Raw genomic sequence first — 26292 nt, forward strand, 5'->3', positions numbered from 1 at the left:
TAGTTGAACAGCTTAATACAGTGCCATCACAAGCTGTTTGCGATAGTCTTTCGTTAACGGATGGTCGTCGCCAAGCAGATCAAAAATTGCCAGCATAGCTTTGCGAGCACCGTCATCTCGAAACTGTTGATCGCTGGTGACAATAGTCAAAAATTGCTCCAGTGCAGCAGCATAGTTTTCGTCTAGTACCAAGTTTGCCGCTTGTCGAAAGGCACGATCAAGGTCAGTGCCGCCTTCGGGCTGTAAAGCAATTTGTTTGAACTGGACGATCGCCCTCAATGTTTTAGCGTGAGGATAATGCTCTTTGTCATACTCCTGGATCGTCGCCAGCAGATTTTCAGCTTTATCAAGACGATCGGCTTCGATGTAAAAGTTAGCGGCTTCCAGCGTTAACCCACGATTGTCAGGGTGTTGCTCTAGAAGCGTAGTGAGTCGGGCTTCGGCTTGCTCAACATTACCAATCGCAGCATCGGCATAGATTGACTCTAGCGCTGTATCAAGCAGGGAGGTTATCTGTAGTTGTGCCAAAAACTCGCGGAGTTTTGGCTCTGGCAGCATACCAATAAATCCATCCGTTAACGTGCCATCGATCGCCACTTTGACATCAGGAACACCCCCAACGCCATAGGTCTGTGCCAAGTCGGGACTTTGGTCAATATCCACTTTTGCCAGCACAAAGTCATACTCCTGCGCTAGCTTTTCGAGCAGGGGCTTGAGCATCTGGCAAGGACCACACCATTGCGCGAAGAAGTCTACCAGTACAGGTTTCTGATGAGATTTCTCAATTACTTCAGTGGCGAATGTTTCCTGATTGACCGAAATTGAAGCGCCCATGAGATCAACTTTTTCTTCTTAAGTGGTTGTGGTTTTAGTGGCGTTAGTTGGTGCCGATGCAGTACGGGTGAAGTTGCTCAAAAATTGCAAAAGTTGAACCCTTAACGGTGAATCAACAGTCTTAAAGGCATATGTAATCACCCGGATGGCTTGAAGTTTAGGTGAAGAACAAACGGTAAGGACTTGCATTCACTATGAACACACCACTTTTCGATCGTGCCATGTTGCTTAAGCTAGCTGCCGTTTTCACTCTCATTGGTGCAGTTGCAGCCGTTTTACCGATTCCTCGCTTCGAGGCTGAAATAAACAGCTTTGACACCGAATCGTCCCTTGAAAAAGCAACAGCCGTGAGGTTTTCAACGATCGAGCAAGCCTGGTAGACGTACCACAGCGCGTGTCCTTTACTCGGTTGCTTTTTCAACAGGTTTGCGGGTTTTAGCTTCAATATCTTCTAACGTTTGCAAAACCAGGCGTTTTGCCTGTAACTTCCAGCCCCACTTCTGAATGTTAAAGGCGATCGCGCTACCCACAAACGTTGCAATCAAATCTACAGGCTGCATAAAAGAAATCCCAAACAGCAAACCCAGCCCAGCAATGCCCCAAAACGGTAGCGCTACAGCTTGACGCTGATTCTCTACCAGTTGGCTAACAAAATCGGTGGGCATCTCTGCCAACAACGTTTCTTTCACCTGTCGTTGTTCGCCGGGTGGCACTGAAAGACCAATCTTTTGCCGCAGTTTTTCTAGCTTACGGGCATCGGTGCTGTATTGCGTCAGTTGATCCTCTGCCATGAGAATCAAGCGCTCGTATTGTCCCATTCAATCTTTACTCCTAAGGACAGAATTTTATTATCCCTTACTGGACTGAGATCGCCGCATAGCTACACGACGATTCTGTTGCGCCAGGGCATCATCAGGATGAAGTGCTAGCACTTTGTCGTAGCAGTCGATCGCCGCTTCAAAACGTCCCAGACTGAGCAAGACACCCCCTAAGTTATTGCGCGCTCTAGCATCGTCAGGACGTAGGGCGAGGGCGTGCTCATAGCTGTCAACCGACTCTTCAAAACGCTCTAACTGTTTGAGCGCTACGCCACGGTTGAACCAGCTTTCATAGTGGTCGGGTTGATACTCCAGGGCACGATCGTAGCTAGCAATTGCGCCGTTATAATCGCCTAATTTCACCAGGCAACAACCGTGACCATAGACTGCGCCATGATGAGGCTGTAGCGCGATTGCTTTGCTGTATCCTAAAACCGCATCTTTATAGCGACCCAAATGCTTGAGGCACATTGCCCACTGATACCAGGCTTCGGCATCTTCAGAGTTGAATCCCAACGCTTTGTCATAGCTGGCGATCGCCGCTGCATAATCACCCAACCCCATTAAGGCAGCACCCCGGCTGCTCAACGCGGCTTGATAGTCGGGCTGAAGCTGCAACGCTCGATTGAAATGTTTGATGGCGCTTTCATAGTGCTTGGCAGCATACAGCGCTAGTCCCTGGCTGTACCAGGCATCGGTAAAGTCTGGCTGTTGCTTCAGGACATGATGCAGGTTTGTGATTGCCGCTTGGTACTGCCCTGTCATATACAATGCCAGTCCCAGGCTGTAGTGGGCATTGGGGAAGTCTGCCTGAAGTGCCAGCACCTGCTCAAAACTGGCGATCGCACGCTCATGCTGCTCCAGCATCGAAGCTGCCCACCCCAGACTGTAGTGCGTGTATGGTGATGCAGGATCATAGACAAGCGCCTGCTCAAAACTTGTCATTGCCTCTGCATAGCGCACAAGGCTGAGCAAGGCACTACCCTTTTCATACCAAGCATTGCTGTTATCAGGCTGAAAGCGAATCACATGATCAAAATGCACGATCGCCGCATCGTAATCACCCTGCTGGCTCAAGGTCAAACCGCGCTGAAGGATGCCTTCAGCATCAACAAAATCGTCAGCATCAACAAGTTCAGTCTGAGTTGTCCGACTCATGGATTCAACGTGCCCTTTTCACAATCAAAACGTAGCGCTCATACTTTGAGATCGAGCCTTAAATAACCTGCCAACCTCACAATCTGTAAGGGTAATAGCTTTGCGCCTGGCTACGTTAAGGCAAGCTGCACCCTACATAAGCAAGCTGACTTTACTTAATCTGCCCTTTGTTAGCGTTCCCCGATCGCACACACGCATTGACACTTGTTCCATAGCAAAAGGATGAAGGGTGAGGGATGAATCGAAGCCCTTGCTCAAAAGAAGTTTCAAGGTTTATGTCTGTCCTAACGTTCTCTTCGACTGCTATAGCCTCTGGTGAGGCATCCACTTTAGAGACCGAAAGAATTACACTAAGGAAGCATTGACTCAGTGCAGTTCACCTTCGACCGATTGTTGTCATGCCTACTTCCTCTCCCGCGACGGCGGCTTCTTCCCTCCCAGCGATCGCCCAGCAAACTCGCGACAGCGCCCGAAACCTGGCAACGCAGCCTACCGCAGTAAGGGACCAGGCGCTAGAATCGATCGCCCAGGCGTTAGAAGCAGCTAGCGCCGACATTTTGGCAGCGAACCAGGCAGACTGTGAAGCTGCAACCGCAGCCGGACTGTCAGCAGCGCTCTTTGCTCGGTTGAAGCTAGATGAGACAAAGCTGAAAGGAGCGATCGCGGGCATTCGGGATGTTGCAAAACTGCCTGATCCGATCGGAGCAGTGCAGCTTCATCGTGAGCTTGATCAGGGGCTAGTGCTAACGCGCCTTGCCTGCCCTCTAGGGGTCGTGGGCGTGATTTTTGAGGCTCGTCCCGATGCAGTCATGCAGATTGCCAGTCTGGCGATCAAGTCGGGGAATGGAGTCATCCTTAAAGGTGGGCAGGAAGCGGTGCGATCGTGCGAGGCGTTAGTAGCTGCGATCCATCGCGGACTGGCTCAAACCGATATTGCACCAACCGTTGTGCAACTGCTGACGACGCGGGAAGAAACGCTAGCACTGCTGAAGCTGGATCAATACGTGGATCTCATTATCCCTAGAGGTTCCAACTCCTTTGTGCGCTTTGTCCAAGACAACACCCGCATTCCCGTATTAGGACACGCCGAGGGCATCTGTCATCTCTACGTGGATAAAGCTGCTGACGTGCAAAAAGCCATTGCGATCGCGGTGGATGCCAAAACCCAGTATCCTGCTGCCTGCAACGCGATCGAGACTCTTTTGGTGCATCAAGCGATCGCCTCTGAATTTTTGCTTGAAGCGGTGGTTGCCCTTCAGCTCCGCAATGTGGAACTGCGCGGTGACGATCGCACCCTCGATATTCTCAACATTACTACTGCTACCGAAGCTGATTGGTCTACCGAATACAGCGATCTGATTTTGGCAATCAAAATTGTGGATACGCTAGACGAGGCGATCGCCCATATCAATACCTACGGTTCGCGTCATACAGAAGCGATCGCCACTGAAAATGCCGAAACAGCCGCAACCTTTATGGCGCAAGTCGATGCAGCAGGAGTCTTCCACAATTGCTCGACTCGCTTTGCCGATGGTTTTCGCTATGGGTTTGGTGCCGAAGTAGGCATCAGCACCCAAAAAATGCCACCACGTGGCCCTGTTGGGCTAGATGGTTTAGTCACTTATAAATATCAGTTGGTTGGCAATGGGCAAATTGTGGCAACGTACGCGGGCACAAATGCTAAACCGTTTACGCATAGAGATTTGTAAAAGCTTAGAAGCCATGATCGCTAGTCTCCATCTCCTGCTTTCCAAGCGATGGTTTTGCTAGGCTGTGGATCGGGCAGTTTGATGGAAATGGCACCAGCAGCTAACACGAGTGCCGTGGAGACCCATAAGCAACCCACCAACCCAAAGAATTGATAGACCAGCCCCGAAAGCACCGTGCCAGCCAAGCGACCGCCAGAGTTTGCCATGTAATAAAAGCCAACATTTAACGCCACATCATCATCAGCGGTAAAGGCTAACACTAGATAGGAATGCACGGCTGAGTTAAATGCGAAAACTAAACCAAACACCGTCAATCCAAGCACAATCACAACGTTTGGGGGAGCGCCACTTTGAAGCGCGATCGCGATCGCCGCTGGCACCACAGTCAAAGTGAATGTCCAAAACTGAATGGTCTTAGCTTGAGGAGGCTGCCCAGAACCAAACCGTCGTAGGATTGCTGGCGCAGAAAATTGCACAATGCCATAACCGATAACCCAGCACGCAAGGAACCCACCCACCTGATAGAACGACCAGCCTAAAACGCTTCTTAGAAAGACGGGCAAGCCGACGACAAACCAAACATCCCTGGAACCGAAGAGAAAGAAACGGGCAGCAGAGAGAATGTTGATCTCCTGGCTTTTAGAGAAGAGTTGCGTAAACTTGACCTTCGCCTTGATTTTGCCCATCCCTTTCGGCAACGACAAGCCGGTAAACATAAGCAGAAACAAGCCTGCTGCCATGATTAACAGGGCGCCAACAAACCCCACCGATGCTAAAAGTGCAGCACCTACAAAAAAGCCGACCCCTTTCAGCGCGTTTTTGGAACCTGTTAGCACTGCTACCCATTTGAACAGAGACGACTGAGCCTCTTGCGGCACTACTAGCCGAATGGCGCTCTTAGAACTCATTTTGGTCAGGTCTTTGGCAACACCTGAAAACGCTTGAGCCACCATCATGTAACCCACGGCTGCCCACTGCGCCCAACTAGGATTGAGGAAGGACAACATGACCAGTGCAAAAACTTGTAACCCAATACCGCTGTAGAGCGTTACTTTTAGCCCTAGCTGAGAACCAATCCAGCCACCGAGAAAGTTTGTAACCACCCCAAAGATTTCGTAAAACAGAAACAGAGAGGCGATTTGAATGGGGGTATAGCCGATGTTGTTGAAGTACAACAGCACCAACATTCGCAACGCTCCATCTGTAACGGTGAACCCCCAATAGGCAAGCGTGACCAGAATGTAGTTCTTAAAATTGGTGTTAGACGCAGTGGCGGTCATGAGGGAAGGGAGTGGGGGAGTGGAGAGCGAAAGGGTAATGAGGTGGATGAGTGAAGAAGTAATGGAGTGAAAGGGTAATGAGGTGATGGGATAAAAGCTAAAAGCTGAAGGCTGAAAGCTGAAAGCTAAATAACTCGAAACTCATCACAGGCTGAGAGCAACTTTTCTTGCCAGTTCCACCATGCGGTTGGAGTAACCCCATTCGTTGTCGTACCAAGCAAGGATTTTGACCTGTGTTTCATCCACGACCATGGTGGAAAGAGCATCAATGATGGCAGAACGCGGATCATCTTTGTAGTCGATCGACACAAGTGGACGCTCTTCGTAGCCCAAAATGCCGTTTAGCGACCCATCTGCCGCCGTTTTCAACAGTTGATTGGCTTCTTCAACCGTGGTGGGTCGATCGACTTCAAACACGCAATCGGTGAGGGAGGCATTGAGTAGCGGTACTCGCACTGCCAAACCATTGAGCTTGCCTTTGAGTTCGGGATAGATCAGCGCGATCGCGGTCGCTGAACCTGTGGTGGTGGGAATGAGCGAGAGGCTAGTTGCCCGTGCACGACGCAGATCTTTATGGGGTGCATCCACGAGCGTCTGTGTATTGGTGTTGTCGTGAATGGTGGTAATTACACCATGCTTGATGCCTAGCCCTTCATGAATCACTTTCACCACTGGAGCGAGACAGTTGGTGGTGCAAGAAGCAGCAGTTAGCAGATGGTGCTTGTCCGGTTCGTAAAGATGGTCGTTGACACCCATCACAATGTTCAACGCCTCTTGCTTCACAGGCGCTGCCACAATAACTTTCTGCACGCCCCGCTTGAAGTAAGGCTCAAGGGTTTCGGGCGTGCGAAATTTGCCGGAGCATTCTAACACCAAGTCAACGCCTAACTCATCCCACGGCACATCTCCAGGTTGGGCAAACGCACTGAAGCTGAGAGAGCGATCGTCAATGTGAACGTGATCGTCCTTTGCTGTCACCTCTGGTGCCCAACGCCCATGCACAGAATCAAATTTCAGCAGGTGAGCCGCTGTCTCAGCGCCCCCTTTCAGTTCGTTGATGTGGACAAACTCCAACTCCGACCAACCCCAGGCAGCACGCAATGCCAGTCGCCCAATTCTGCCAAACCCGTTAATTGCAACACGCACTGTCATTTTTCTCTCTACTAGTTTCTCTCAGTTTCATTCGCGCTAAGTTGAAAGATTGTTTCCAGCTAAAAAACAAAGAAAACCCTTGATTTTGCTTTTGCCAATGTCGTGGTAGCAATCATAAATATTGATGCGTCCTAAGCAAAAATAGTTTAAATAAAGTGATGAGCCATTAACCCCAGCATTCTTTAACAGAGGTTTATGGCAGGGATCGATCGCGGTTTTTGCGTAAAAACGGTTGCTAAAAGAGACATTGAACGTACTAAGCGCCAACTCTGTAGACACATGCAGAAAGAGCATGCGTCACGTTGCACTTCACAACGGTTTGGGCACCAACGGTTTAAATCATGCCTCCATCATTTCAAATAAAATTGATTTGTCAAGCATTTTTAGAAAATTAGATTTAAATATATTGATGTGTCAGGGTGGCGTTTAGAAACAGAAATATAGGCGACGGCGCACCCGTTAGTTAAACTAGAATCACCAACCAGGATAGGCTCGACCCATGGCAAAAGGAAATAACGATACAGCCGCCCTGATCATTGCTTTTTTAGTCACTGCGGGACTGCTAGGCGGGGGATTCTGGTTCTTTAGCCGCAATTCCCCTCAAATTGGTGGAAAGCCTGGTGAAACGCTAGACCCAGCGACGCGATCGTCTGCAACGCCGCAGAATGCTGCTGACGCAACGACCGCACCCAATCTAGATACATCGTTGCCGAACCCGGCTGTGCTAACGATGGATGGCAGCGTCACGATGGTAGCCCTGATGAAGCAACTTCAGATTGCCTATACGCAGGTCAACCCGTCTTTGCAAACGACCTACGGGTTGCCGGATGGGAAACCCAACGGTACTAATACTGGAATTCGGAATCTTATTGAGGGCAGGGCTTTGATTGCAGCTAGCTCTCGTCCCCTCAAGCCAGACGAATATCAAGCAGGGTTGCAAGGCATTCCCATAGCGAAGGATGCTCTCGCCGTTGTTGTAGGGATAGATAACCCTTACAAAGGTGAATTAACCAGCCAACAGCTTAAGCAGATTTTTCAAGGACAAATCACCAACTGGTCACAAGTGGGTGGACCAGCGTTGCCGATCAAGGTGATCAATCGTTCACCTGACAGTGGCACCTACACGTTCTTCAAGGATGTTGTCTTGCTAGAGCAAGCGTTTGCACCCGATGGACCAAATTTCACCACTGCGAAACAAGATGAAACCACACCATTGTTAAAGCAGTTGGGTCAGAATGGAATTACGTACAGCACGGTGCAGCAAGTAGAGAAACAGCGCACGGTGCGAATCGTACCGATAGACGGTCTTTTGCCTACTGACCAAGCTGCCATCAAAAATGGCACTTACCCGATCGGTCGAGTGGTGTATTTAGCCGTGCCGAAGCAGACAAGTCCTGCTGTGAAGCAGTTTATCGACATGGTACGCTCTCCTCGTGGGCAGCAGGTTGTGCAGCGAGTGGGCTTCTTACCACTGTAACGTCATTGGTTACGATCTCACTTACAGATCAATTACTTCAAATGGAATTGGTAGGTTAAATTGCTGTTAAGACAACCGATCAAGAAAAGTGAAGCCGTTGAATTGCTTAGCGATCGTCCTTGCAAGCGCGCGCAGGCAAAATGGGGCTGAAGCGGCGGAACTCTGCCAAATATTGCTCTAGCACCACAAATTGAGATAAATCAAGGCTGTAATAAACCCAACGCCCTTCTTGCCGTCCGCGAATCAACCCAGCTTCTTTCAGGTTCTTGAGGTGAAACGACAGCTTTGATTGGGTAACGCCTAGAAGGTCGCACAAATCGCAGACGCACAACTCTTTTTCACGCAGCAGCTCGATCGTCTTAACTCTTAACGGTTCAGAGAGGGCATGAAAGCCTAAAACAATCTTCTCTGATGCATTGGTGGCAGTTGAAGTCATCAAAATTTGTTGAAGCGATGCCTCATTGTAGCGAAAAGTTTTTGGCTTAAGTAGGCTTGCAGAATCAGTGAAAAGCTTATGAACGCCTTCAGTTAAATTGGTACAAAGTGGGATTGTGCCATGTCATCGTTTGGATTGAAACTCACAACTTCGCTCCGAGGCTGTAAACGCTTGTATGGAATGCCTCAAGAGAGAGCAGTACAAGGATTGTTGCGAGGGGCGATCGCTCTTCGTTTATTGTGATGCAATCGATAGGAATACAGACAGCACTCACAACCAACCAACATTTGAACTAGCTGGCTTCATGCCTTTGTTGAAACCAGCTTAAAGAGGACGTACTGAGTTCGATCGCCGCTCGATCGCCCCTCCTCTCATTACTGCGCCACCGTGCCTCAGTATGGGTGCAACGAGATAAAACGAGGCGATCTCGTCTTTCTTGATCTTGTGGGAACGTTTCGTAAGTGTGCCTTCAAGCTACCATTTCTTGTAGGGTAAGAACTTGCCGTTCATGGTGATGACGACCCGATCGCCCTTAGGGTCAGCTTCTTTTTCAATGTTCATAGTGAAGTCGATCGCGCTCATAATGCCATCGCCAAATTTTTCGTGAATAACTTCTTTGATGGGCATTCCATATACCTGCATGATTTCATAGAAGCGGTAGACCAGCGGATCGGTGGGAACGATTGGACCCAGCCCTTTCACAGATGAAGCGGTTAATTCGGGCACCAAATCGTTATTTAGTCCTAACGCCTGAAGTAGTTTGCTGGCTTCATCCTCAGAGGCACTTGCCTGCCGATAGATTAGAGCCGCAATCCAAACTTCATCACGACCGAGTGCTTGTTCTAAATCAGTAAAGGTCACTCCTTTAGCCTTTTTGGCTGCCAAAAGCTTCTCGGTAATGGTGGAAATTTCAGTATTTGACATGAGTGCTCCTTAAATGGGTTCGATGGGTTCAGGAAAACTTAGAACGTATCTGGCAGTGAAAACCGCAATCATTGTAGTTTGTGAAACTGCATTTGTGGAACCAGGCATTATAACAGGGTCGGCTCTACATTTCTAAAAGCCTTATCTGCGGTGGCAAGAGCACTCTGGGGAATAAGCCATGTACACCCTTTTGAGGGCTGTTAACAACCTGAGTGATACGGAAATTAGCAGCAAGGCTACAGAGACAATAGGCTTCAGTTTCAGTAATGCCAGCCAGTTTTGATAGCACGTCTACCATGCTGTGCAGTGCGGCTTGAAACGCATCGTCTAACGTTTCCGCAAAGCCAGTAGTGAGAATGTCTGAGGGCGTTTCGGCGATCGGGCTAGACAGCGGCATATTTTTGCGTAAGGTCAACTCGATCGTGCCATTCATTGAGGTCTCGATCGCGGTGCCACAAACTTCCCCGTCACCCTGAGCGGCGTGACCATCACCAATGGAAAACAAGGCTCCTGGCAAAAAAACAGGCAGGAAGAGACGTGAACCAGCTTGCAGTTCTGGGTTATCAATATTGCCCCCATACGCACCAGGTGGAATGGAATTGCGTGTACCTGCCGTCGCTACACCCAAAATGCCAAAAAAGGGACGAATAGGGATTTTGATGCCGCTGCCCTCTGGAAATTCGGCGGTGCCGTTCTCAAGATCAAGGTGGATAAACCGCAAGTGTCCCTCACCAAAGCGGTCAGTTAATGCGCCCCAGCCCGGACGAATGGCATTGAATCCGATCGATAAGCGGGGAGTGACCGAGTGAAGCTTCACTTCGAGGACATCTCCTGGTTCAGCACCCTCAACCCAAATGGGTCCTGTTAACAAGTGAGGACCACCACCAACCCGTCGCTCGGCTGCTAAATGCTGACAAATATCTAAAAACTCTGGCGGCACAAAGGCTGGTGGAGCCTGATCGTAAATGTTCAACCCTGAAAAGGTTTCAACCGCGATCGTATCTCCAGAATGAACGGTAAGAGCCGGTTTGAGGTCAGACGAAAAGCCACCAAAATGAACGGTCTCTTTTGTTGCCTTCAGGCTATGGTGCGCCATACATCACCCACTATTTGTGATCGAAACGGTTTGGCTTGCCTCTCAGCTTGCATAATTTAATCGCCACAGTAAACAATCAAATCAATTTCCACATCACCTAGACCAGCCAACCCCAATACGCCAACGGTTGTTCGACCGGGTAGCCGCCCCGGTGTGCAGTAGGAGGCGTAAATCTCATTCACCACCGCATAGTCTCGAAAGTCTGTGATGAAGATGCGAGCCATGACAACCTTATTGAAATCGGTGCCTGCATGGTGAAGCACCAGTTGTAGATTCTCCATCACCCGCTGCGTTTGTTCAGCGATCGAGCCTCGAACGACTTCGCCCGTGTTAGGGTCTTCTGCCAATTGACCCGTGACAAACAAAAAGTCCCCAGCCCTCACTGCATGGGAATACGGGGCAACAGGGGGCAGCGTATCCGGTAACGTAATGTACTCCAGCACAGTGTTAAACCACTCCAATACGAATATAACGATCTAAAAATTGGCGCGCGCGTTGCGTTTGCGGTTGTTTGAAGAAGATTTTTGGATCGCTGCTCTCGACAATTTCGCCCTCATCCAAGAAGACGACTCGACTGGCAACCTCTGCCGCAAATTTCATTTCATGGGTAGCAATAATCATGGTCATGCCGTCCTGCGCTAGCGATCGCATGACTGCCAGCACTTCGCCCACCAGCTCTGGATCGAGCGAACTGGTAGGTTCGTCAAACAGAATCACGTCTGACTTCATAGCCAGTGCACGCGCGATCGCTACCCGCTGCTTTTGTCCTCCCGACAAGCGAGAGGGGTACGCATCTCGCTTGTTGAGTAACCCCACTTTTGCCAAAAGTTGCTCTGCTTCGGCAATTACCTCATTTTTCGGTCGCTTTTGTACATGCACAGGCGCTTCGATAATATTCTGCAACACTGTCAGGTGAGACCACAGGTTAAAGTGCTGAAACACCATACTTACTTGTGTTCTCAGCGTCGCCAATTGGGCTTCTGACATGGGACGATCGCGTCCTCCACGGTGGTGGTAGCCCATGCGAGTACCGTGCAGCAGCACTGTTCCCACATCGGGTCGTTCTAGCCAGTTGATACAGCGTAGGAGTGTCGATTTGCCAGAACCGCTAGGTCCCAATAAGCAAACGATTTCAGACGGCATGACCGTGAGGTCGATCGCGTTGAGTACCCGCTGCTGACCAAAGGTTTTGGTTAGCCCTGTAACCTGAACGGCTGGTACTACCGTCGTTGGAGTATTGATCATTGCATCAGTACCGAGCATAGAGATTCCTTGCGAACTCAAGCCGCTTTACGCCAGATTCAGCCACTAAGCATACAGCCCAGTACAATAGTGCCGCTGTAATGAAAGACTCAAATGGCACAAAGGCATCGGACTGAACTGCTTTCGCGGTGAAGGTCAACTCTGGCACAGTGATAATAGCCAGGAAGGACGAATCCCGAATGAGTTGGATGAGTTGATTACCAAGTACCGGAGCCGCTGTGACAAGCACCTGCGGCAAAATGATGCGACGGAGCAGCTTAAACCCAGTAAATCCACACGATCGCGCCGCTTCCGTCTGTCCACGTGGCAGATTTACCCAGGCTGCCCGCAAAATTTCGGCAACATAAGCTGCGTTGTAAAGCGCGGTAACAAGTACGGCTGTTTGCCAACTGTCTAGCGTGACCCCTAATGAGGGTAAGCCGTAGTATACCAGGTACGCCAGCATTAAAAAGGGGATGGCTCGCGCACCTTCAACCAGGGCTTTGGCTGGCAAGCGGACAAACTTTGCACGGGATACCAGCGGCAACACAAGCACAATGCCCAGCAGAAAGGCGATCGCGGTGCCGACAACGCAGATCCATACGGTATTCCATAACCCCGTTGCAAAGGCAGGAGCCTGCTCCCAAATGACATCAAACCGTAAGTTCATAGCAGCAGGTTACACCAGTTCATAGCTTTGATGCAGCCGCAGTGTCAGCAAACGGCTGAGAAGAGAGACGGCTACCAGGACTAGAATGTACATCCCCATACCGATCGCAATGGTGGAAAGCGGTTCATAGTTGCTGGCAGCTAATTTGCTTGCACGTCGGGTTAAGTCATCAATGCCAATAATCCCGATCGCAGGACTCGCTTTGATAAGCAGCGTCGCTTCATTAGTGAGATCGGGAATGCTGGCACGCCAAATTTGCGGCAGGGTAATCCGCCAAAATGCCTGCATAGATGTCATGCCAACCGCTTTTGCTGCATCCAACTGTTCGATTGGAAAGTTAAGCATTGCCGATCGCCAAATCTCGCTATTAAACGTAGAGGTATTGAGTGCCAGCGCAATGACCCCAGCCACAGGTGGATCAAGATTAATACCCGTGACGGGCAACCCAAAGTAAAACAGCATCACTAGCAATGGCAGCGGCAAACTTCGCAGAAAACTGACATAAACTGCAAGTATGGGTGCGAGAACCGGAATCCGGTTGACTCGCACGATCGCAATGCTTAAACTCAACGGCATACCCAAGACCCAGGCGAAGCAGGAGAAACTGAAGGTGATCAGTGCTCCACCTAAAAAATAAGGAATGTTTTCCATGATGGAACTCTGATGTGCGATGGAAGGTTGATGGAAAGGGTGGCGACAGCAAAGGAATAAGAGTTTAATACCAATGCAAAACGTGCTGACTACAGAGTTCCCCAGTGTGTAACAAGGGCAATGTATTAAGTACCTTGCATCTGCCCTTTCTCGTACGCTCACCGTAAGGCTACCGTATACACAGAAGTCTTTTGCTTTCGCATCCACATGATTGATCCTGCCTCCCCCTTCTAAGAGGAAGTGGAAGACCTCTTAAAGAGATTGAAGGGAATCAGGTCGAGTTTAAGCCTCTAACCCAACGTGTATCAGCCTCCAGGCTATTGAATCCACAACCTTAAGCAGGTGGAATAACGGGCGTATCGGGCAAATCAAAGGTTACTTTCAGCCATTTTTCCTGCAACGCTTTCATTTCACCACTTGCTTTCACCTTTGCCAAACCATCGTTCAAGACATCCAGCATTGCTTTATTGCCTTTTTTCACTGCCCAAGATGCATAAACCTTAGGACCAACCTGTCCACCAATTTCGTATAAGTCGGGCTTTTCGCTTACCAACCGCTTAAGCGCCACAATATTGTTGAAAACAAGATCAACTCGTTTATTGAGCAAATCTTGATAGGCTTCTGCAAAAGCACTGTACTCTTTGACATTGCCGACCTTCAAACCCATTTTTTCCAACTCAGGTTCGGCATGGCTTTTCAGCACTGCTGCCGTAATGCCCCCCTGCTGTACCGCGATCGTCTTACCAGCGAAGTCTTTGGTGCTTTTGATGGTGGTATCACCTTTACGGATCAGAAAGAAGTTGGTTAATTCTGTAATTGGCATTGTAAAGTCAACAACTTCAGCCCGTTTCGCTGTAATCCCGATCGCTGAATTGCTGGCAGTATATTTGTTTGAAGCAATGCCTGCCAAAATGCCCTGAAACGGCAAAATTTCTTGCTTGATTTTGAGTGACTTTTCTTTTGCAATCAGATCCAATAAAGCTTGGTTATAACCGACGTGCTGACCGTTCTCTAAAAAGTCAAACGGTGGATAGTCATCTTCAGTTGCCACGGTAATTTCGCTGGACATCCCCGCCGCAGACGGTGAATTACTGACTTCTGGCGCTTTACCACAAGATACTATGACCAGGCAGGTCACTAACATTAGTGAAACCCAGCTCAAAAAGCCCCGGCGTTGAAATATCCCTCTCCAGCGATCGCTCACGATTACAACTCTCTTGCAACGAATGTAATCTCGTTAAACAATGAAGACCTGGTTTAATCTGTAGTCTGAACTACATTCACGGTCTTTAACGTCCGAAACGATCTAAGTAAGCACTATTTAGTCAAAGAATATTGTTGCTCAAGTTGAAGCGGATTGAGCAAAGGTTGGGGCTGGAGGAGGGGGGAGCAGAAAACAGTAAGGGCGATCGTAACCGCTAGCAGGATGTTACAGACAACAGCAACAATATAACCGCATTACCTCTGATGCTGGCACTAGCCCGATCAACAACAATAACGATGCCATCTTGCTGTAGCGAAAGACATATCGGATACTGCTCCTAAATCTACTTAGTGATGGCAACTAGTTGCGAACTAAAATTGCTTTGGTCACTTACCGCTTTCCATCACTCAATAACTCATCGCATTGCATAGCAGGGAGTACGATCGCTCCACCGCAAACGTCTATTCTTGAAGTCTCTGTGCTTTGTAAACGGTTGGAATTGCTATCGTCATTAACATCACCAGGTTTGCCATCCAAAATAGTACAACACAAACAAAGCCCACTAATGCCAACGGGGATAATGATAATCGAGTGAATCCATCTAGTAATTGCCACAATCGAAAAGCGGTGTAACAAAAACCAATCGGCACTACGGTACTAGGGACTAACCACTGACTGAATATCCGCTCGGAGATTAGCTGCACAGCAACAACTAATAGGTAACTCCCCCAGAACGTTAATGAGGAAGATTGTTTCCAGCTCTGAAAGCATAGGGCAATTGGTAATAAAACCCCAGCCACTAAAGCCAATTTGACCCACCACCTTAGAAATGACCATTGCTGTTCACTAAAGCCAATTTCGGCTAAAAAGGGGAGACGCTGAGCTTTAACACCAAAGCCGTAGCCGATCGCTAAACTAGTTGTAAACAGCATAAAAAGTGTAATAACTAGTCCGTTATCAACTGTCATAACGCCCTCCACATCTAACTAACAGGTCTTTTCATCCCAGTGGTTGCAACTGCTGGCACAGAAACAAAATCTACCTCTGCGGTTTAGGGTAAGTATAACTAAGTCTGCAAAGGCAGGCTTGGCTACAGTAGGCGTGGTTTCATGACATCTATTTCATAACATTTAGCAGCCGAAGAGAACGTTAGGACAGACATCAACCTTGAAATCTCCTTTGACCAAGGGCTTCAATTCCTCCCTCATCCTTCATCCTTTTGCTATGGGACTTGCTTGAAAGCAACGTGCCCGTCGATCGCACGTATCGCCATGCGGTTAGTCAGGCATGACCTACCAACGCTTCTTTCCTTCCTCTAAAGAATCAACTCTATCCTCATAAAGGGGAAGCCGTAAGCAAGGGGAGCGTAATTTGCAGTATGTAAAGAGGGAGGTGGTATTACTTTGTAGTATGTAAAAAGGGTAGTGTGTAAAGAGGAAATCGGTAGATAACGTTGCTTTAACAGAGCTTAACGCAATGATGTGCCACCCTATAAGCGTGTGCGGGCACTCTAAGGGAGCACTCAGAGCGATATGACTGTTATGACATCACAAAGGACGACCCCCTTGACGCGCAGACGGTTTACTCAGCTTACGATGGCTGCCCTGGGGTTTTTCACGTCTTTGAGCGCCGATCACGTACAAGCAATCTCTGGTTCCAAACTGTCGCTTGGACTAACTGGACTCAGACGACCCACAAACTTAGGTACAACGTTCAGTCAACTTCAATGCCACTACATGGGGTTGGACTATCGGGAGACATTTCGTGCAATTTGCTCTCTGGGGTTCAATCGCATTCGGCTGTGCAGCTACTGGCACGAAATTGAACCAGTTGAGAATGAGTTCGATTTCACGGCGCTAGATTGGTTGCTAGACGAAAGCCATCGACACGGCATTGAAGTTGTCTTAACTGTTGGGATGAAAGCGCCGCGTTGGCCCGAATTTCACTTTCCTGATTGGCTTCATGCCCGCCACGATACATCAACGAACCAGGCAGCAGTGGATCTGAATCCTGCGATCGGCGATCGCGCTTTAAACTTCACCCAAGCAGTCGTCAACCATGTCCGTAACGCGCCCAATCTGAACTATTGGCAAATTGAGAACGAACCGTTTACACGGTTAGAAATTACCGCTGGACGCTATCTGAGCTACGAATTTGTGCAGCGCGAAACAGCCCTGGTTCGCTCCCTAGCAGCACCGAACCAAAAGCTCGTGATGACAACTGCTATTAGTTTGCCGGCTGCTGACTTGGCAGAGGACGATCGCGCCTTCCAAGAAAGTATCAACTTAGCCGATGCTGTGGGAATCAACGTTTACACCAAAGTTCCTGCCGGAGGCTCGCTCTCTTATCTGCAACCGCAGCCACCCTTCTGGCAAAAACTTAAGGAATGGCAGACGAATCTTGCTTATTACAAAAAAGAAGACTGGATCGCTGAAGCGCAGGCAGAACCGTGGGAACTGAACCAATTAGTTGCGATGGCAAAAGCAGAATACCCCAGCAGCACACCTATACGCACCAGTAAGTTGGTGAACTCACTGACTGATTTAGGCTACGGCACCGTTATGCTATGGGGCTGCGAATATTGGTACTGGCAGAAGAAAAATAACCGCAACCTCTGGTGGTGGACAATGCAACAAATTATTGAAGCGTAGGAGCGCGCGACAAACCTCTGAAGAGAACCAGGATACTTAATTCTCTTTATAAGCGCAGATAGGGCTTCGTCAGAGCCGCTTAGTTGGATAATGGTGCCCCTACGCCGCCAATACCGGGCTGTATCGGTACTGATGTTCCAGTTGTTCCAGTCTGAATATCTAGAGTTGTTGGTGCTGGTGTTACTAAGATTGGAGGGGTAACGATCGGCGTCTGAACTGCTGGTGTTTCCGTAACCGGACTAATCGGTGTTGGAGCGGGCTGCACTACAGGCGTTGGTGGCATCACCGGGTCAGGACGAGGTGCTGGAGCTACAATTGGAGCCTGCGGGGCTGGTGTTGGGTTACCGGGTGGGGTAACGATAACTGGAGCCGGACTTGCTTGTGACGGCGTTACCGGGTCGGGACGAGGTGTTGGCTGTACTGGAGCCTGCGGTACAGGAGTAGGAGTGGGTGGTGGCGTTACCACCACTGGTGCTGCTGGTGCTGGTCGCTCTGGAATTGGCGGTGCGGCTGTCGGGCTGGGTGGTGGCGTTACCGGGTCAGGACGAGGTGCTGGCTGTATTGGAGCCTGCGGTACAGGAGTAGGAGTGGGTGGTGGCGTTACCACTACTGGTGCTGGTGCTGGTCGCTCTGGAATTGGCGGTGCGGCTGTCGGGCTGGGTGGTGGCGTTACCGGGTCAGGACGAGGTGCTGGCTGTATTGGAGCCTGCGGTACAGGAGTAGGAGTGGGTGGTGGCGTTACCACTACTGGTGCTGGTGCTGGTCGCTCTGGAATTGGTGGTGCTGCCATCGAACCGGGTGGCGGCGTTACCGGGTCAGGACGAGGTGCTAGCTGTACTGGTTCGAGCGGCGTAATTGGGGGAGGAGCCTCCGAAACTGGGGGTGTAGGCAACGTTGGGGAAACGGGAAGAGTGATAGTAGGCTCAGGAGACGCTATCCCGCCAATAGTCACATTTGAATTAGGTAATGGTTGTGCGATGACGGGCTGCACTGAAAGGGGTGCCGCTACGTTCACGCTTGCATTGTTAGGGATACTAAGTTGGGCTGGCAGCGTAGTCACCCCTGGCTGGATAACTTCACTAGGAGATGTAAACGCTTGAGCAGCTGGATTGGCAACGAGAGCTTGTCTAGCTGTAGACAAGTCAAGACCAGACGGAGTAAGCGTTACCTGATTCGCAGGGCTTGGTGTTACCGCCGTTTGAAGACCAGGAGCCGGACTCAGACTGACAAAAGCAGGATTTTCAGACACCTGACCAATAAGAGGAGCCTGTTCTCTAACAGCTTGAGCCGTTTCTGCCTGCACTGCGGCGATACCAGGATCAGCGCTTGGTGTGGCGTTGCGTAATGGTAAATCCAGATCTTTAACTAACTCACTGGTCTGGTAGAAAGTGTTCAGATCAAAGTTGTAAACCTGGACAATCTGGTCTTGAACAATGACTGCCATTTGTCCCGCTTTCAGCGTTTGAGCCTGCGGGTTTTGTTTGTTTGACACTTCAATACGACTGTTGGTAAGCGCTCCAACGATCGTCGTGTTGGTATCCTCGTTGTAGCGAACAAAGAGCGCCGAACCACGTATGCCAGCTGCTGCATTCGGTGTACGAACGTTTGTCCGTCCTTGACCCGGGGGAATCAGCAGCAGAGCTGTGCCGTTGCCAAGGTAAAAATTGCGGGTGCGAGGGACAAATTGAAACAGTGCCCGTTCGCCAATTCGTGCTAAAGAATTGTCGTTAAAGCGTAACTCTGCAAAAGACCGACGAGCCGTTGCCAGAGAATCACCGGGGGTCATTGTGTCAGCCTTTTGAGCAGCCCGGGTAACCCGATTTTTTAGGATGATCTGCACTTGATTGCGAAGTGCCTGCACTGTAGCTCTAGTCAAAGGGGTTTCAGCACTAGCAACGGGCGGCAAAGCCAGTGTGCCAGTACCAAATAAGCTCAATGCGATGATCAGGGAAAATCTGCGAGACATAATAGCTCCAAGCATTCAGCGATCGCATTCTGGCAGCGGCACTTTAGCCACTTAATCAACCATTCGAGCTGCTGTTCCTTCATTGATATAGGGTCAATACAGTGGTTTTTGTTTGCAGTCACTTAACCCAACATCTGCATTTGTAGGACTAGAACCAGCCGATCTAAAGCTAGGGCTCTGAAACTTGCTGATCTAAAAAACTCTGTAGTCTACAGGGTCACTACTCTACAAAACATTTTTGGCACCAGGCTCAACAGACTCAAAAGGAGTATTTTTAGGGTTTAAACAGATTTGCGTATTTTCTCGTAGACATTTTTTAGTGTACGAGCGTGCCTTAATTAAAGCAAGTGTAAAGCGATCTGACTACAAGCTTACTTTTCTTATATTAACAATATGTTTAACGCTCGAATAATCCCCAATTCGGGCGATGGCAGAAGGGCGATTTCGACAGCCTAATAATTTAGGTTAGTAAAATTTTTTCTAAAAATTCAGTCTATCTCTAGTGTTAAACGCACAAGAGTTACTATTACCGGGCTTAAATAGATTCAGTAGTTCTACGGTTCCTGATTTGCAGACTCGTCACTCACCGACCATTTTGAGGCTTTGTTTACCCCCCCGCTTGGCAACCTGGCAACAACTGATCATCTGGAGCAGTGTCTTGCTTAGTAGTCCAGCCTGGTCTACGCCCCAACCCCCTACATATCCCACGCTCGATACTGACGCTGTACCAATGGCAGCTCAAGACTCGATCGTAGTCGTCTCGTCACATTCGTCTCGCCAGTTGCCGACCGCCACTGCTTCATCTCCAGTGGCTTTACCGCAGTTGGAGTGGTCTACGCCCCAACCCTCTTCTATACCCTCCACACCTGATACTGACGCTACACTAAGGGCGACTCAAAGCTCGATCGCGGTAGTCTCGTCACGTTCGTCTCGCCAACTTCCGCCAGCCACTGCTTCATCTCCAGTGGCTTTACCGCAGTTGGAGCAACCACACGCACAACGTAATCGAGCCGCAGCACTTTTGCCGCTCCAACCTGTGCAAGATAGGCTTGCAGCCGAGACCGCTGAATCCATTACCTCCTTCGCTTTTTCTGAGCCAACAACAGTGATGGAGAAGGCACTGGCTGGGGCGATCGCCCAGAGTAACAGCCCCTCCTTGGCGCAAAGTGACAGCAACCCGCCCACTTCCGTTTTCAATGATCCTGAGCTGGGTGTGCTGCGCTTGCAAGTGCCCAAAATTCAGCAATCTGGGACTTCAGCAGACGGGACTTCAGAGCAACAAGCACAGACAGCAGCGCGATGTGCATCGGGAGTTGCACTAGACCCAGAACTTGGTTGTCTGCCGATACAAACAGTGCAACCCCCACCCCCATCCCGGCAACCACTGGTCTACCTTGTTGGTCGCCTCGACTACTTTAGAAGCAGCAACGTTTTCTCGGCGATCGATCCGGTCGATGATGGCTTGTTCAGACCTGGTTTGACTCTTTTTACAGCACCAGCATTAGGACGTAATACCTACTTTATTGGTGCGATTGACGGCAATTTAATTCGGTACAACACGCAATCCCAAATTGATTACAACGAGCTACAGTTCCGGGCTGGCATTTTTCAACGGCTGTCACCAACCATGTTTGGTGAAATTGGTTGGACTAATCAGCAGCTTTTTATTGCAGGTAGCAAGATTCCAGGGTTGCCGATCGGGACACGCTTTTTAAACGATCATGCAGTTCGGCTGGAGCTGAGTCGCCGCGATCAGCTCAATAAACGACTCTTGCTCAGTACGTTTTACCAACTGCGGCTAAGTTTCGCTGACCCCGACAGTCGATCGCGGGTACTCAATTCCTTTATTGCTTCACTTAGCTATAATGTGCAGCCCAACCTCCAGGTCGGACTTGACTATCAATTTGCGCTAGCGAACTTTACAGCTATCAGGCGAGACGACGAATATCATCAGTTGGCGGCTCGCCTGACCTATACAGCGTTTCGGAATACACAACTAAATATGTTTGTTGGCTACAGCTTTGGCAATTCTACTGACCCAGCAATCGAGTTTAACAGCCTGATCTTGGGAGTGAGCCTTTCGGTAAATTTAGGGCTTTTTTGAGAACAACTGCTGACAGGGTGCGTCTACATAGGCAAGTGTAGTTCCGTCGTTAACGAAACAAGTTTTTACAAAGATAGGTTAGGCTTTGGCGGTGAATTAGCTCAAGACTCTCTGGAATTGCTTTGCATGGCTTAGTAGAGAGAGTCAGGTAGTGCCTTTACGCATTCGCCGTGAGCTGTCTTTTTAATAAGCAACCGATCAAGCACCAGACTGCTTTTCTGCAAGGACATTCCTGCAAGGGAAAGTGGCAGAAAAGGTGAGTAGTGGAAAGCAGGCATTATGTCCCACCTCATGTCGTTGCTGTAATGGTGTTGCTAGCGATCAATCATCAGGGGAATCTACCTTCATGGATCAACTTGTTAAAGGTAGTGCTCCGGAGTCGCTTTTATGTTGACTATTTCTAAATTGCGTGGTGTTGAAGGCAGACCAAGCCGCCTTCTGCTGGTCTTTGTCTGTACGTTGTGGTTTGTAGTAGTTACTCAATCGTCGATCGCGGCTCAAGCTTCTACAATCAATCAAGCCAGAATTACTCAAGTGCTAGACAGCCCCCAGGTGTTCATCCAAAACAGACAAGCAAAGGTTAATGACTCTGCAAAAAGAGGGCAGCGCGTTCGTACTGGCAAAGCACGGGCACAGCTTACATTTAACACGGGCGCGATCGGGCGCTTGGCGCAAAACTCTGTCTTAACTGTTGGGCAATGTGCTCGTCTCCAGCAGGGTACGCTGTTAGTGAACGGCGCCATGAATGGGTGTACTGCCTCTGTTGTTGCAGGCGTGCGTGGCACAACTTACGTGCTAGAAGCGACTCGTGGCGACACAGGCATCAAAGTTTTGGAAGGAGAGGTGGTAGTGTCACAGCGGCAAGAACCAAATGATACTGAACCGACTACGGGCAATAAACAATTCTCTCTGCCTTCGGCGCTGCCAAAACTGCCGTCCTTTCCCAAAAATCCTGCTTCCAAACCATTGCCTAAACCTCTAGAGACGATCGACATTCTCCCCACGGAAGCAAAGCAAATTGTGCTGAAAGCAGGTGAAAAAGTCACCATTAGCGCTACTGGAACCCTAGGACTGGTCGAAAAGCTGACCCAGGGAGATTTCACTAGCCTTCTGACGGGCAATCTCTTTAATGGGTTTACTAATCAGCTACCCGGCATGGCAAAAATCCAGGCAAGCTTTCAGCAGTTATTTCCAGGCGTGCCGTTCCCTGTTCGCTTACCGCGCCTTCCCAGTCTCAAGCTGCCAATTCGTTTGCCGTTTCGTTTACCGTTTTAGAGGTGGGGGGAGAGAAGGTAGAGGGCAGAAGGCAGAAGACAGGAGGTAGGAGGTAGAAGGCAAAAGCTGAAACCTTATAGCTAATTGCTCAACCAACTCAAAACTCTTCCACTCCTTCACTCTTTACCCCTTTACTCCTCCTACCCCTTCACCTTTCTACCTCTCTACCCGCATCACCAATGACTCAAACAAAACGCCGATGGAGGGTGAGTCCTGCCACGATCGCGCCTGTGCTCATCATTAGTTGGGCAGTCACAAGTGCGATCGCTACAGGATTTAACTTTCGACCGCTGGTGCTGTTGGAGTTGCAGACTCAGGCGCTCTTTTTTCGGCTGAGGGGTGAAGTAGCGCCGCCACCAGAGCTTGTGATTTTGGCGATCGACGACGATTCACTAACGCGGGGGCGAGATGCTAAAGAATTGAAGGAACTAGCGTCGATCCGCTCTTGGCCCTGGAGGCGGACTGCTTATGCAGAGGCGATCGATAAAATTATGGCAGCAGGCGCTCGATCCGTAGCTGTTGATGTGCTGTGGGATTTGCCAAGCGAACGTCCCGCTGATGATCAGCGTCTCCAGCAGACTCTAAAACGCTATGCTGGGCGAGTGACGCTGGCAGCAATTCATGCTACGTCCGAGAGCATTGGGGGTGGTTTAGATCAATTGGTTTATCCCGATCCCATGTTTCAAGTTGACCCTAAAGCGATCGGGCTTATCAACTACTCGCCGGAGCCAGATGGACAGCTTCGTCGCTTTGCTAGTGTGTACCTTAACCAGATTGATGCCGACTTGCGACAGTCAAAGTCCGACCTGCTCTCGTTTGATGAAGCGAGCTTACAAACCTCAAAACTCCCGTTTAACGCACCGAAGGGTGACTATATATTTTTCTACGGTGGTTCAAATACGTTTGCAATTGTTCCGTTTTGGACCGTACTCTACCCTCAAAACTGGGAACGACTGAAGCAGGAGCAAATCTTCAAAGACAAAATTGTCTTGATAGGACCGACGGCTGCCTTTTTACAGGATATTCACCCGACCCCCTTTGGCGATCTTTCTGGTATAGAAGTGCATGCCAACGCAATTGCCACCTTGCTAGAGGATCGGGCGATCGCTGAGGTCATGCCCGATCCGGCTTGGCGTGGTTTCTATCTGTTCCTTGTCCTTGCTGGCATTGGGCTAGCGATCGGTCAAGTCTCGAAACGGACAACGCCGCGCTTTGTGCTGGCGATCGTAATCGCGGGTGCCTGGTGGCTGGTGGGTTATGCCAGCTTTGTCTATGGCGGCTTGATTCTTCCCGTGGCGGCACCATTCCTCGCGATCTCGCTCAGTGGGCTTTTCTATCTCAGTACAGGAGCCGCCAATGACCAGCTTGAAAAACTACGCCTGCGCCGTACGTTAGAGCGCTACGTTGCCAAACCGATCGTGAAAGAAATTCTCAGCCAACCGGAGGATTTCCAGGCGTTGCTGCAAGGGCGCAAGCTCAATGCTGCCGTACTTTTTTGCGACATTCGTGGCTTTACTACGCTGTCCTACAAGCTACCGCCCGAGACATTGGTGTCTCTGCTAAATACTTATCTCAATGCGATGGTCGAAGCAGTTGCCGCCGCCAGTGGCACGATCGACAAATTTATTGGCGATGCCGTCATGGCAGAATTTGGCTCCCCAGTTTCCTATGGTGAAGAAACGGATGCCATGAATGCGATTCGGGCAGCGCTGGGAATGCGACAGGCGTTAGCAGCCTTGCGCTCGCAGTGGCAGCAAGAGGGCAAAACCTTGCTTTATCACGGCATTGGTATTAGCTATGGAGAGGTCATTGCTGGAAACATTGGCTCACTCCGCCGCTTGGAATATACCGTTATTGGCGATACGGTCAATGTTGCCAGCCGCGTTGAAGGACTGACTAAAAGTTTTTGGACAGATATTTTGATCACTGACGCGCTCTACCAACGGGTACAAGAGCACGTTGAAGTTGTGTTTGTGGGGGAACATTTGCTGCGTGGACGAGAAGATAGTCCTAGCCGTCTTTACAGTTTGATTGGGTTAAAGGGAGAAGCACCCACGCTCTATCATCAGGTTCACGAAGAATTGCGACGCTATTTAGGCTATATAGAAGCGACAGAATCTTGAGGCGATCATATTTTAAGCGTGTAGTCGTCCGCCTCTCGTTAGCTCTTTGACTCTTGCAAAAGGCTTTGTACAAATTGATAAAGGTCTGCCTCTGATTGCCCCTGCTGCTGTTGCTCCTTCAGGTCAATTAAACCTTGTGCCAGTTCGGTTGCCTGCTTTTTATAGGTGTTGTGTGCCACCAATAGATCGAGAAAGACCTCACGCTCAACCTGGCAGCGATCGGCTTCGTCAGTGATGTGAGAGGCGTAGGCAACCGAATCAACGTTGTACCGCAGTAGAAAAATCAGTGCGCCTGTCAATTGCTGCAACTGCTGCTGAAGTTTGCGTGTATCCAGTTCCAAGCGATCGAACGCTACCTGACCTTCAAGGCGTAACTCGACAATGGGCGCATCGGCAGCACGGATTTTACCCGACTGCACGGCTTGCTGCACTGTTGCGATCGCCATCTCTTCCAGTTCTTCTAGGCTTTCTTGCCCGCGTGCCGTTACCTTCAGCCGTACGATCGTTCGTTGCGTGTAGTCTTGTTTCAACTCAGCATGAATGCCCGATGCGTCTAGCGACACCAGATACACACCACGATCGAACTGACTTTCTTCTACATTATTTGCTTCGACAGAACCAGGGTTAAAAATCCAGTCCTCCACAACGTAGTTTTTGTGGATGTGCCCCAGCGCTAGATACTCAACGCCAGCCTCTTTCAACGGCAGCAAATCGTTATAGCGCAACGCACCGTGATAGCGAGCAATCTGTCCTTCTAGTCCGTGGTGAAAAAGCATTACTGTATGAGCTGGAGCGGGAGGAAGGTCTTTGATCGCTGTAGCGAGAGAGGCGATCGCCGTCGGAGCCGATGCGCCATACCAGCAAGACCCTAAGACCCTCACACCGCAAGCCAGATCAATGTAGCCGCCACGCTTCGTTTCCCAGTCCCACGGTTCATACAATGCGGTGCCATTTGCAGTCGTTGGCTCTAGCAATACCAGCAAACCCCAATCGGATAAGTAGCGCAGCCAGCTTGTTTTGGTGCCATAAGGTGTGTTGTCGTGGTTGCCCTCGATCGCCAAGACTGGGATGCCTGCCTCCTTCAACTCTTGCAAGCAAAGCTGTGCCTGATTAAGAATGTTTGGCTGAATATGTCGATGCTCAAATAGGTCACCAGCCAGTACCACAAAATCAACCTGGGGCACGATCGCATACTGATACAACGCATCCTGAAACGCTAGATAAAAATCTTTGGTGCGCTCTTTGCTGTCGTACCGATCAAACCCTAGATGAATGTCCGAAACATGAAGAAAGCGCGGCATGGCGATCGAGCGTTGGTTATTAGAGCCAGTCTAACTGATTGTCTGTAGAGCGGCGGTCGCTTCTGACCGATCACACTACCTGTAGACCTGGTGCTATATAACATTGCTGGTAGTGCTCAAGATGTAATGATAGAGAAGTAGAGTTGTTCTCCTCCTATGCCTGCCTGCCCCCTTTGTGCGTCCGTCAAAACGGTCAAGAACGGACGTATCCACAATGGTAA

Annotated in this window: 23 protein-coding genes; 7 read left to right on the forward strand and 16 right to left on the reverse strand. The window is 49.7% G+C overall.

Features of this window, described 5'->3' with window-relative positions; genetic code table 11:
• Nucleotides 1–12 precede the first annotated feature (12 nt).
• Nucleotides 13–834: a tetratricopeptide repeat protein gene (locus tag H6F76_RS27875; protein ID WP_190513224.1), complete on the reverse strand. Its 822-nt coding sequence runs from the start codon at nt 832–834 to the stop codon at nt 13–15.
• Nucleotides 835–1028: 194 nt separating this feature from the next.
• Here H6F76_RS27875 and H6F76_RS27880 point away from each other — a divergent pair, with 194 nt between their 5' ends.
• Nucleotides 1029–1214, forward strand: coding sequence for a hypothetical protein (locus H6F76_RS27880; protein WP_190446219.1), 186 nt, complete (start codon nt 1029–1031; stop codon nt 1212–1214).
• A 21-nt stretch (nt 1215–1235) separates the two neighbouring features.
• Here the strand turns inward: H6F76_RS27880 and H6F76_RS27885 are convergent, their stop codons facing one another.
• Nucleotides 1236–1652: a hypothetical protein gene (locus tag H6F76_RS27885; RefSeq protein ID WP_190513226.1), complete on the reverse strand. Its 417-nt coding sequence runs from the start codon at nt 1650–1652 to the stop codon at nt 1236–1238.
• 30 nt (nt 1653–1682) lie between these two features.
• A complete protein-coding gene (locus tag H6F76_RS27890) occupies nt 1683–2810 on the reverse strand; it encodes a tetratricopeptide repeat protein (protein ID WP_190513228.1) in 1128 nt (375 codons plus the stop codon).
• A 398-nt stretch (nt 2811–3208) separates the two neighbouring features.
• Here H6F76_RS27890 and H6F76_RS27895 point away from each other — a divergent pair, with 398 nt between their 5' ends.
• Nucleotides 3209–4519 carry a glutamate-5-semialdehyde dehydrogenase gene (locus H6F76_RS27895; RefSeq protein WP_190513230.1) on the forward strand — a complete coding sequence of 437 codons (1311 nt, stop codon included), beginning with the start codon at nt 3209–3211 and terminating at the stop codon, nt 4517–4519.
• A gap of 20 nt (nt 4520–4539) precedes the next feature.
• Here H6F76_RS27895 and arsJ read toward each other — a convergent pair whose 3' ends face one another.
• Both arsJ and H6F76_RS27905 read right to left on the reverse strand, forming a co-directional pair.
• A complete protein-coding gene (gene arsJ / locus H6F76_RS27900) occupies nt 4540–5799 on the reverse strand; it encodes an organoarsenical effux MFS transporter ArsJ (RefSeq protein WP_190513232.1) in 1260 nt (419 codons plus the stop codon).
• A gap of 144 nt (nt 5800–5943) precedes the next feature.
• Nucleotides 5944–6951: an ArsJ-associated glyceraldehyde-3-phosphate dehydrogenase gene (locus tag H6F76_RS27905; RefSeq protein ID WP_190513234.1), complete on the reverse strand. Its 1008-nt coding sequence runs from the start codon at nt 6949–6951 to the stop codon at nt 5944–5946.
• A 499-nt stretch (nt 6952–7450) separates the two neighbouring features.
• Between H6F76_RS27905 and H6F76_RS27910 the strand changes: the two genes are divergently transcribed.
• On the forward strand, nt 7451–8428 hold the full coding sequence (locus tag H6F76_RS27910; RefSeq protein ID WP_190513237.1) for a phosphate ABC transporter substrate-binding protein: 978 nt from the start codon (nt 7451–7453) through the stop codon (nt 8426–8428).
• 106 nt (nt 8429–8534) lie between these two features.
• On the opposite strand, the gene H6F76_RS27915 is transcribed toward H6F76_RS27910, so the two are convergent.
• The 9 genes from H6F76_RS27915 to H6F76_RS27955 form a co-directional block, all read right to left on the reverse strand.
• A complete protein-coding gene (locus tag H6F76_RS27915; RefSeq protein ID WP_190446212.1) occupies nt 8535–8864 on the reverse strand; it encodes a metalloregulator ArsR/SmtB family transcription factor in 330 nt (109 codons plus the stop codon).
• Nucleotides 8865–9338: 474 nt separating this feature from the next.
• Nucleotides 9339–9788 (reverse strand): cyanase, encoded by a 450-nt coding sequence (gene cynS / locus H6F76_RS27920; protein WP_190513238.1) that lies wholly within the window; start codon nt 9786–9788, stop codon nt 9339–9341.
• A gap of 124 nt (nt 9789–9912) precedes the next feature.
• A complete protein-coding gene (locus H6F76_RS27925; protein ID WP_190513240.1) occupies nt 9913–10884 on the reverse strand; it encodes an acetamidase/formamidase family protein in 972 nt (323 codons plus the stop codon).
• Nucleotides 10885–10940: 56 nt separating this feature from the next.
• On the reverse strand, nt 10941–11327 hold the full coding sequence (locus tag H6F76_RS27930) for a Rid family detoxifying hydrolase (RefSeq protein ID WP_190446209.1): 387 nt from the start codon (nt 11325–11327) through the stop codon (nt 10941–10943).
• Between the two features lie 4 nt (nt 11328–11331).
• Nucleotides 11332–12147 carry an amino acid ABC transporter ATP-binding protein gene (locus H6F76_RS27935; RefSeq protein WP_347276144.1) on the reverse strand — a complete coding sequence of 272 codons (816 nt, stop codon included), beginning with the start codon at nt 12145–12147 and terminating at the stop codon, nt 11332–11334.
• A complete protein-coding gene (locus H6F76_RS27940) occupies nt 12134–12796 on the reverse strand; it encodes an amino acid ABC transporter permease (RefSeq protein WP_190446208.1) in 663 nt (220 codons plus the stop codon). Before H6F76_RS27940 ends, H6F76_RS27935 begins: the two co-directional genes overlap by 14 nt.
• 9 nt (nt 12797–12805) lie before the next feature.
• Complete coding sequence (locus H6F76_RS27945) at nt 12806–13447, reverse strand: amino acid ABC transporter permease (protein WP_190446207.1); 642 nt, start codon at nt 13445–13447, stop codon at nt 12806–12808.
• 334 nt (nt 13448–13781) lie between these two features.
• Complete coding sequence (locus H6F76_RS27950; RefSeq protein WP_190446206.1) at nt 13782–14516, reverse strand: transporter substrate-binding domain-containing protein; 735 nt, start codon at nt 14514–14516, stop codon at nt 13782–13784.
• Between the two features lie 596 nt (nt 14517–15112).
• Nucleotides 15113–15619 (reverse strand): hypothetical protein, encoded by a 507-nt coding sequence (locus H6F76_RS27955; protein WP_190513242.1) that lies wholly within the window; start codon nt 15617–15619, stop codon nt 15113–15115.
• 597 nt (nt 15620–16216) lie between these two features.
• Here H6F76_RS27955 and H6F76_RS27960 point away from each other — a divergent pair.
• On the forward strand, nt 16217–17302 hold the full coding sequence (locus H6F76_RS27960) for a beta-galactosidase (protein WP_190513244.1): 1086 nt from the start codon (nt 16217–16219) through the stop codon (nt 17300–17302).
• 79 nt (nt 17303–17381) lie between these two features.
• On the opposite strand, the gene H6F76_RS31220 is transcribed toward H6F76_RS27960, so the two are convergent.
• The gene (locus H6F76_RS31220) at nt 17382–19268 is read right to left on the reverse strand and encodes a FecR domain-containing protein (protein ID WP_199322538.1); all 1887 of its coding nucleotides are present in this window, start codon (nt 19266–19268) and stop codon (nt 17382–17384) included.
• A 619-nt stretch (nt 19269–19887) separates the two neighbouring features.
• Between H6F76_RS31220 and H6F76_RS27970 the strand changes: the two genes are divergently transcribed.
• The 3 genes from H6F76_RS27970 to H6F76_RS27980 all read left to right on the forward strand — a co-directional run bounded on the left by H6F76_RS27970 (nt 19888) and on the right by H6F76_RS27980 (nt 24770).
• Nucleotides 19888–21372: an outer membrane beta-barrel protein gene (locus H6F76_RS27970; RefSeq protein WP_190513246.1), complete on the forward strand. Its 1485-nt coding sequence runs from the start codon at nt 19888–19890 to the stop codon at nt 21370–21372.
• 387 nt (nt 21373–21759) lie between these two features.
• Nucleotides 21760–22647 (forward strand): FecR domain-containing protein, encoded by an 888-nt coding sequence (locus H6F76_RS27975; RefSeq protein WP_190513248.1) that lies wholly within the window; start codon nt 21760–21762, stop codon nt 22645–22647.
• Between the two features lie 179 nt (nt 22648–22826).
• Nucleotides 22827–24770, forward strand: a complete 1944-nt coding sequence (locus tag H6F76_RS27980) for an adenylate/guanylate cyclase domain-containing protein (protein ID WP_190513250.1) — start codon at nt 22827–22829, stop codon at nt 24768–24770.
• Nucleotides 24771–24808: 38 nt separating this feature from the next.
• On the opposite strand, the gene H6F76_RS27985 is transcribed toward H6F76_RS27980, so the two are convergent.
• Nucleotides 24809–26071, reverse strand: a complete 1263-nt coding sequence (locus H6F76_RS27985; RefSeq protein WP_190446199.1) for a DNA repair exonuclease — start codon at nt 26069–26071, stop codon at nt 24809–24811.
• Nucleotides 26072–26292 lie beyond the last annotated feature (221 nt).

The sequence above is a fragment of the Leptolyngbya sp. FACHB-321 genome (assembly GCF_014695975.1).
Classification (GTDB): domain Bacteria; phylum Cyanobacteriota; class Cyanobacteriia; order Leptolyngbyales; family Leptolyngbyaceae; genus Stenomitos.

Excerpts from the sequence above, each read along its gene's own strand:
- H6F76_RS27875 (WP_190513224.1), bottom strand. The coding sequence starts at position 834 with ATGGGCGCTTCAATTTCGGTCAATCAGGAAACATTCGCCACTGAAGTA.
- H6F76_RS27910 (WP_190513237.1), top strand. The coding sequence starts at position 7,451 with ATGGCAAAAGGAAATAACGATACAGCCGCCCTGATCATTGCTTTTTTA.
- H6F76_RS27980 (WP_190513250.1), top strand. The coding sequence starts at position 22,827 with ATGACTCAAACAAAACGCCGATGGAGGGTGAGTCCTGCCACGATCGCG.
- H6F76_RS27940 (WP_190446208.1), bottom strand. The coding sequence starts at position 12,796 with ATGAACTTACGGTTTGATGTCATTTGGGAGCAGGCTCCTGCCTTTGCA.
- H6F76_RS27890 (WP_190513228.1), bottom strand. The coding sequence starts at position 2,810 with ATGAGTCGGACAACTCAGACTGAACTTGTTGATGCTGACGATTTTGTT.
- H6F76_RS27895 (WP_190513230.1), top strand. The coding sequence starts at position 3,209 with ATGCCTACTTCCTCTCCCGCGACGGCGGCTTCTTCCCTCCCAGCGATC.
- H6F76_RS27945 (WP_190446207.1), bottom strand. The coding sequence starts at position 13,447 with ATGGAAAACATTCCTTATTTTTTAGGTGGAGCACTGATCACCTTCAGT.
- H6F76_RS27905 (WP_190513234.1), bottom strand. The coding sequence starts at position 6,951 with ATGACAGTGCGTGTTGCAATTAACGGGTTTGGCAGAATTGGGCGACTG.
- H6F76_RS27935 (WP_347276144.1), bottom strand. The coding sequence starts at position 12,147 with ATGCTCGGTACTGATGCAATGATCAATACTCCAACGACGGTAGTACCA.
- arsJ (WP_190513232.1), bottom strand. The coding sequence starts at position 5,799 with ATGACCGCCACTGCGTCTAACACCAATTTTAAGAACTACATTCTGGTC.
- H6F76_RS27880 (WP_190446219.1), top strand. The coding sequence starts at position 1,029 with ATGAACACACCACTTTTCGATCGTGCCATGTTGCTTAAGCTAGCTGCC.
- H6F76_RS27985 (WP_190446199.1), bottom strand. The coding sequence starts at position 26,071 with ATGCCGCGCTTTCTTCATGTTTCGGACATTCATCTAGGGTTTGATCGG.
- cynS (WP_190513238.1), bottom strand. The coding sequence starts at position 9,788 with ATGTCAAATACTGAAATTTCCACCATTACCGAGAAGCTTTTGGCAGCC.
- H6F76_RS27955 (WP_190513242.1), bottom strand. The coding sequence starts at position 15,619 with ATGACAGTTGATAACGGACTAGTTATTACACTTTTTATGCTGTTTACA.
- H6F76_RS27915 (WP_190446212.1), bottom strand. The coding sequence starts at position 8,864 with ATGACTTCAACTGCCACCAATGCATCAGAGAAGATTGTTTTAGGCTTT.
- H6F76_RS31220 (WP_199322538.1), bottom strand. The coding sequence starts at position 19,268 with ATGTCTCGCAGATTTTCCCTGATCATCGCATTGAGCTTATTTGGTACT.
- H6F76_RS27975 (WP_190513248.1), top strand. The coding sequence starts at position 21,760 with ATGTTGACTATTTCTAAATTGCGTGGTGTTGAAGGCAGACCAAGCCGC.
- H6F76_RS27885 (WP_190513226.1), bottom strand. The coding sequence starts at position 1,652 with ATGGGACAATACGAGCGCTTGATTCTCATGGCAGAGGATCAACTGACG.
- H6F76_RS27925 (WP_190513240.1), bottom strand. The coding sequence starts at position 10,884 with ATGGCGCACCATAGCCTGAAGGCAACAAAAGAGACCGTTCATTTTGGT.
- H6F76_RS27950 (WP_190446206.1), bottom strand. The coding sequence starts at position 14,516 with ATGTCCAGCGAAATTACCGTGGCAACTGAAGATGACTATCCACCGTTT.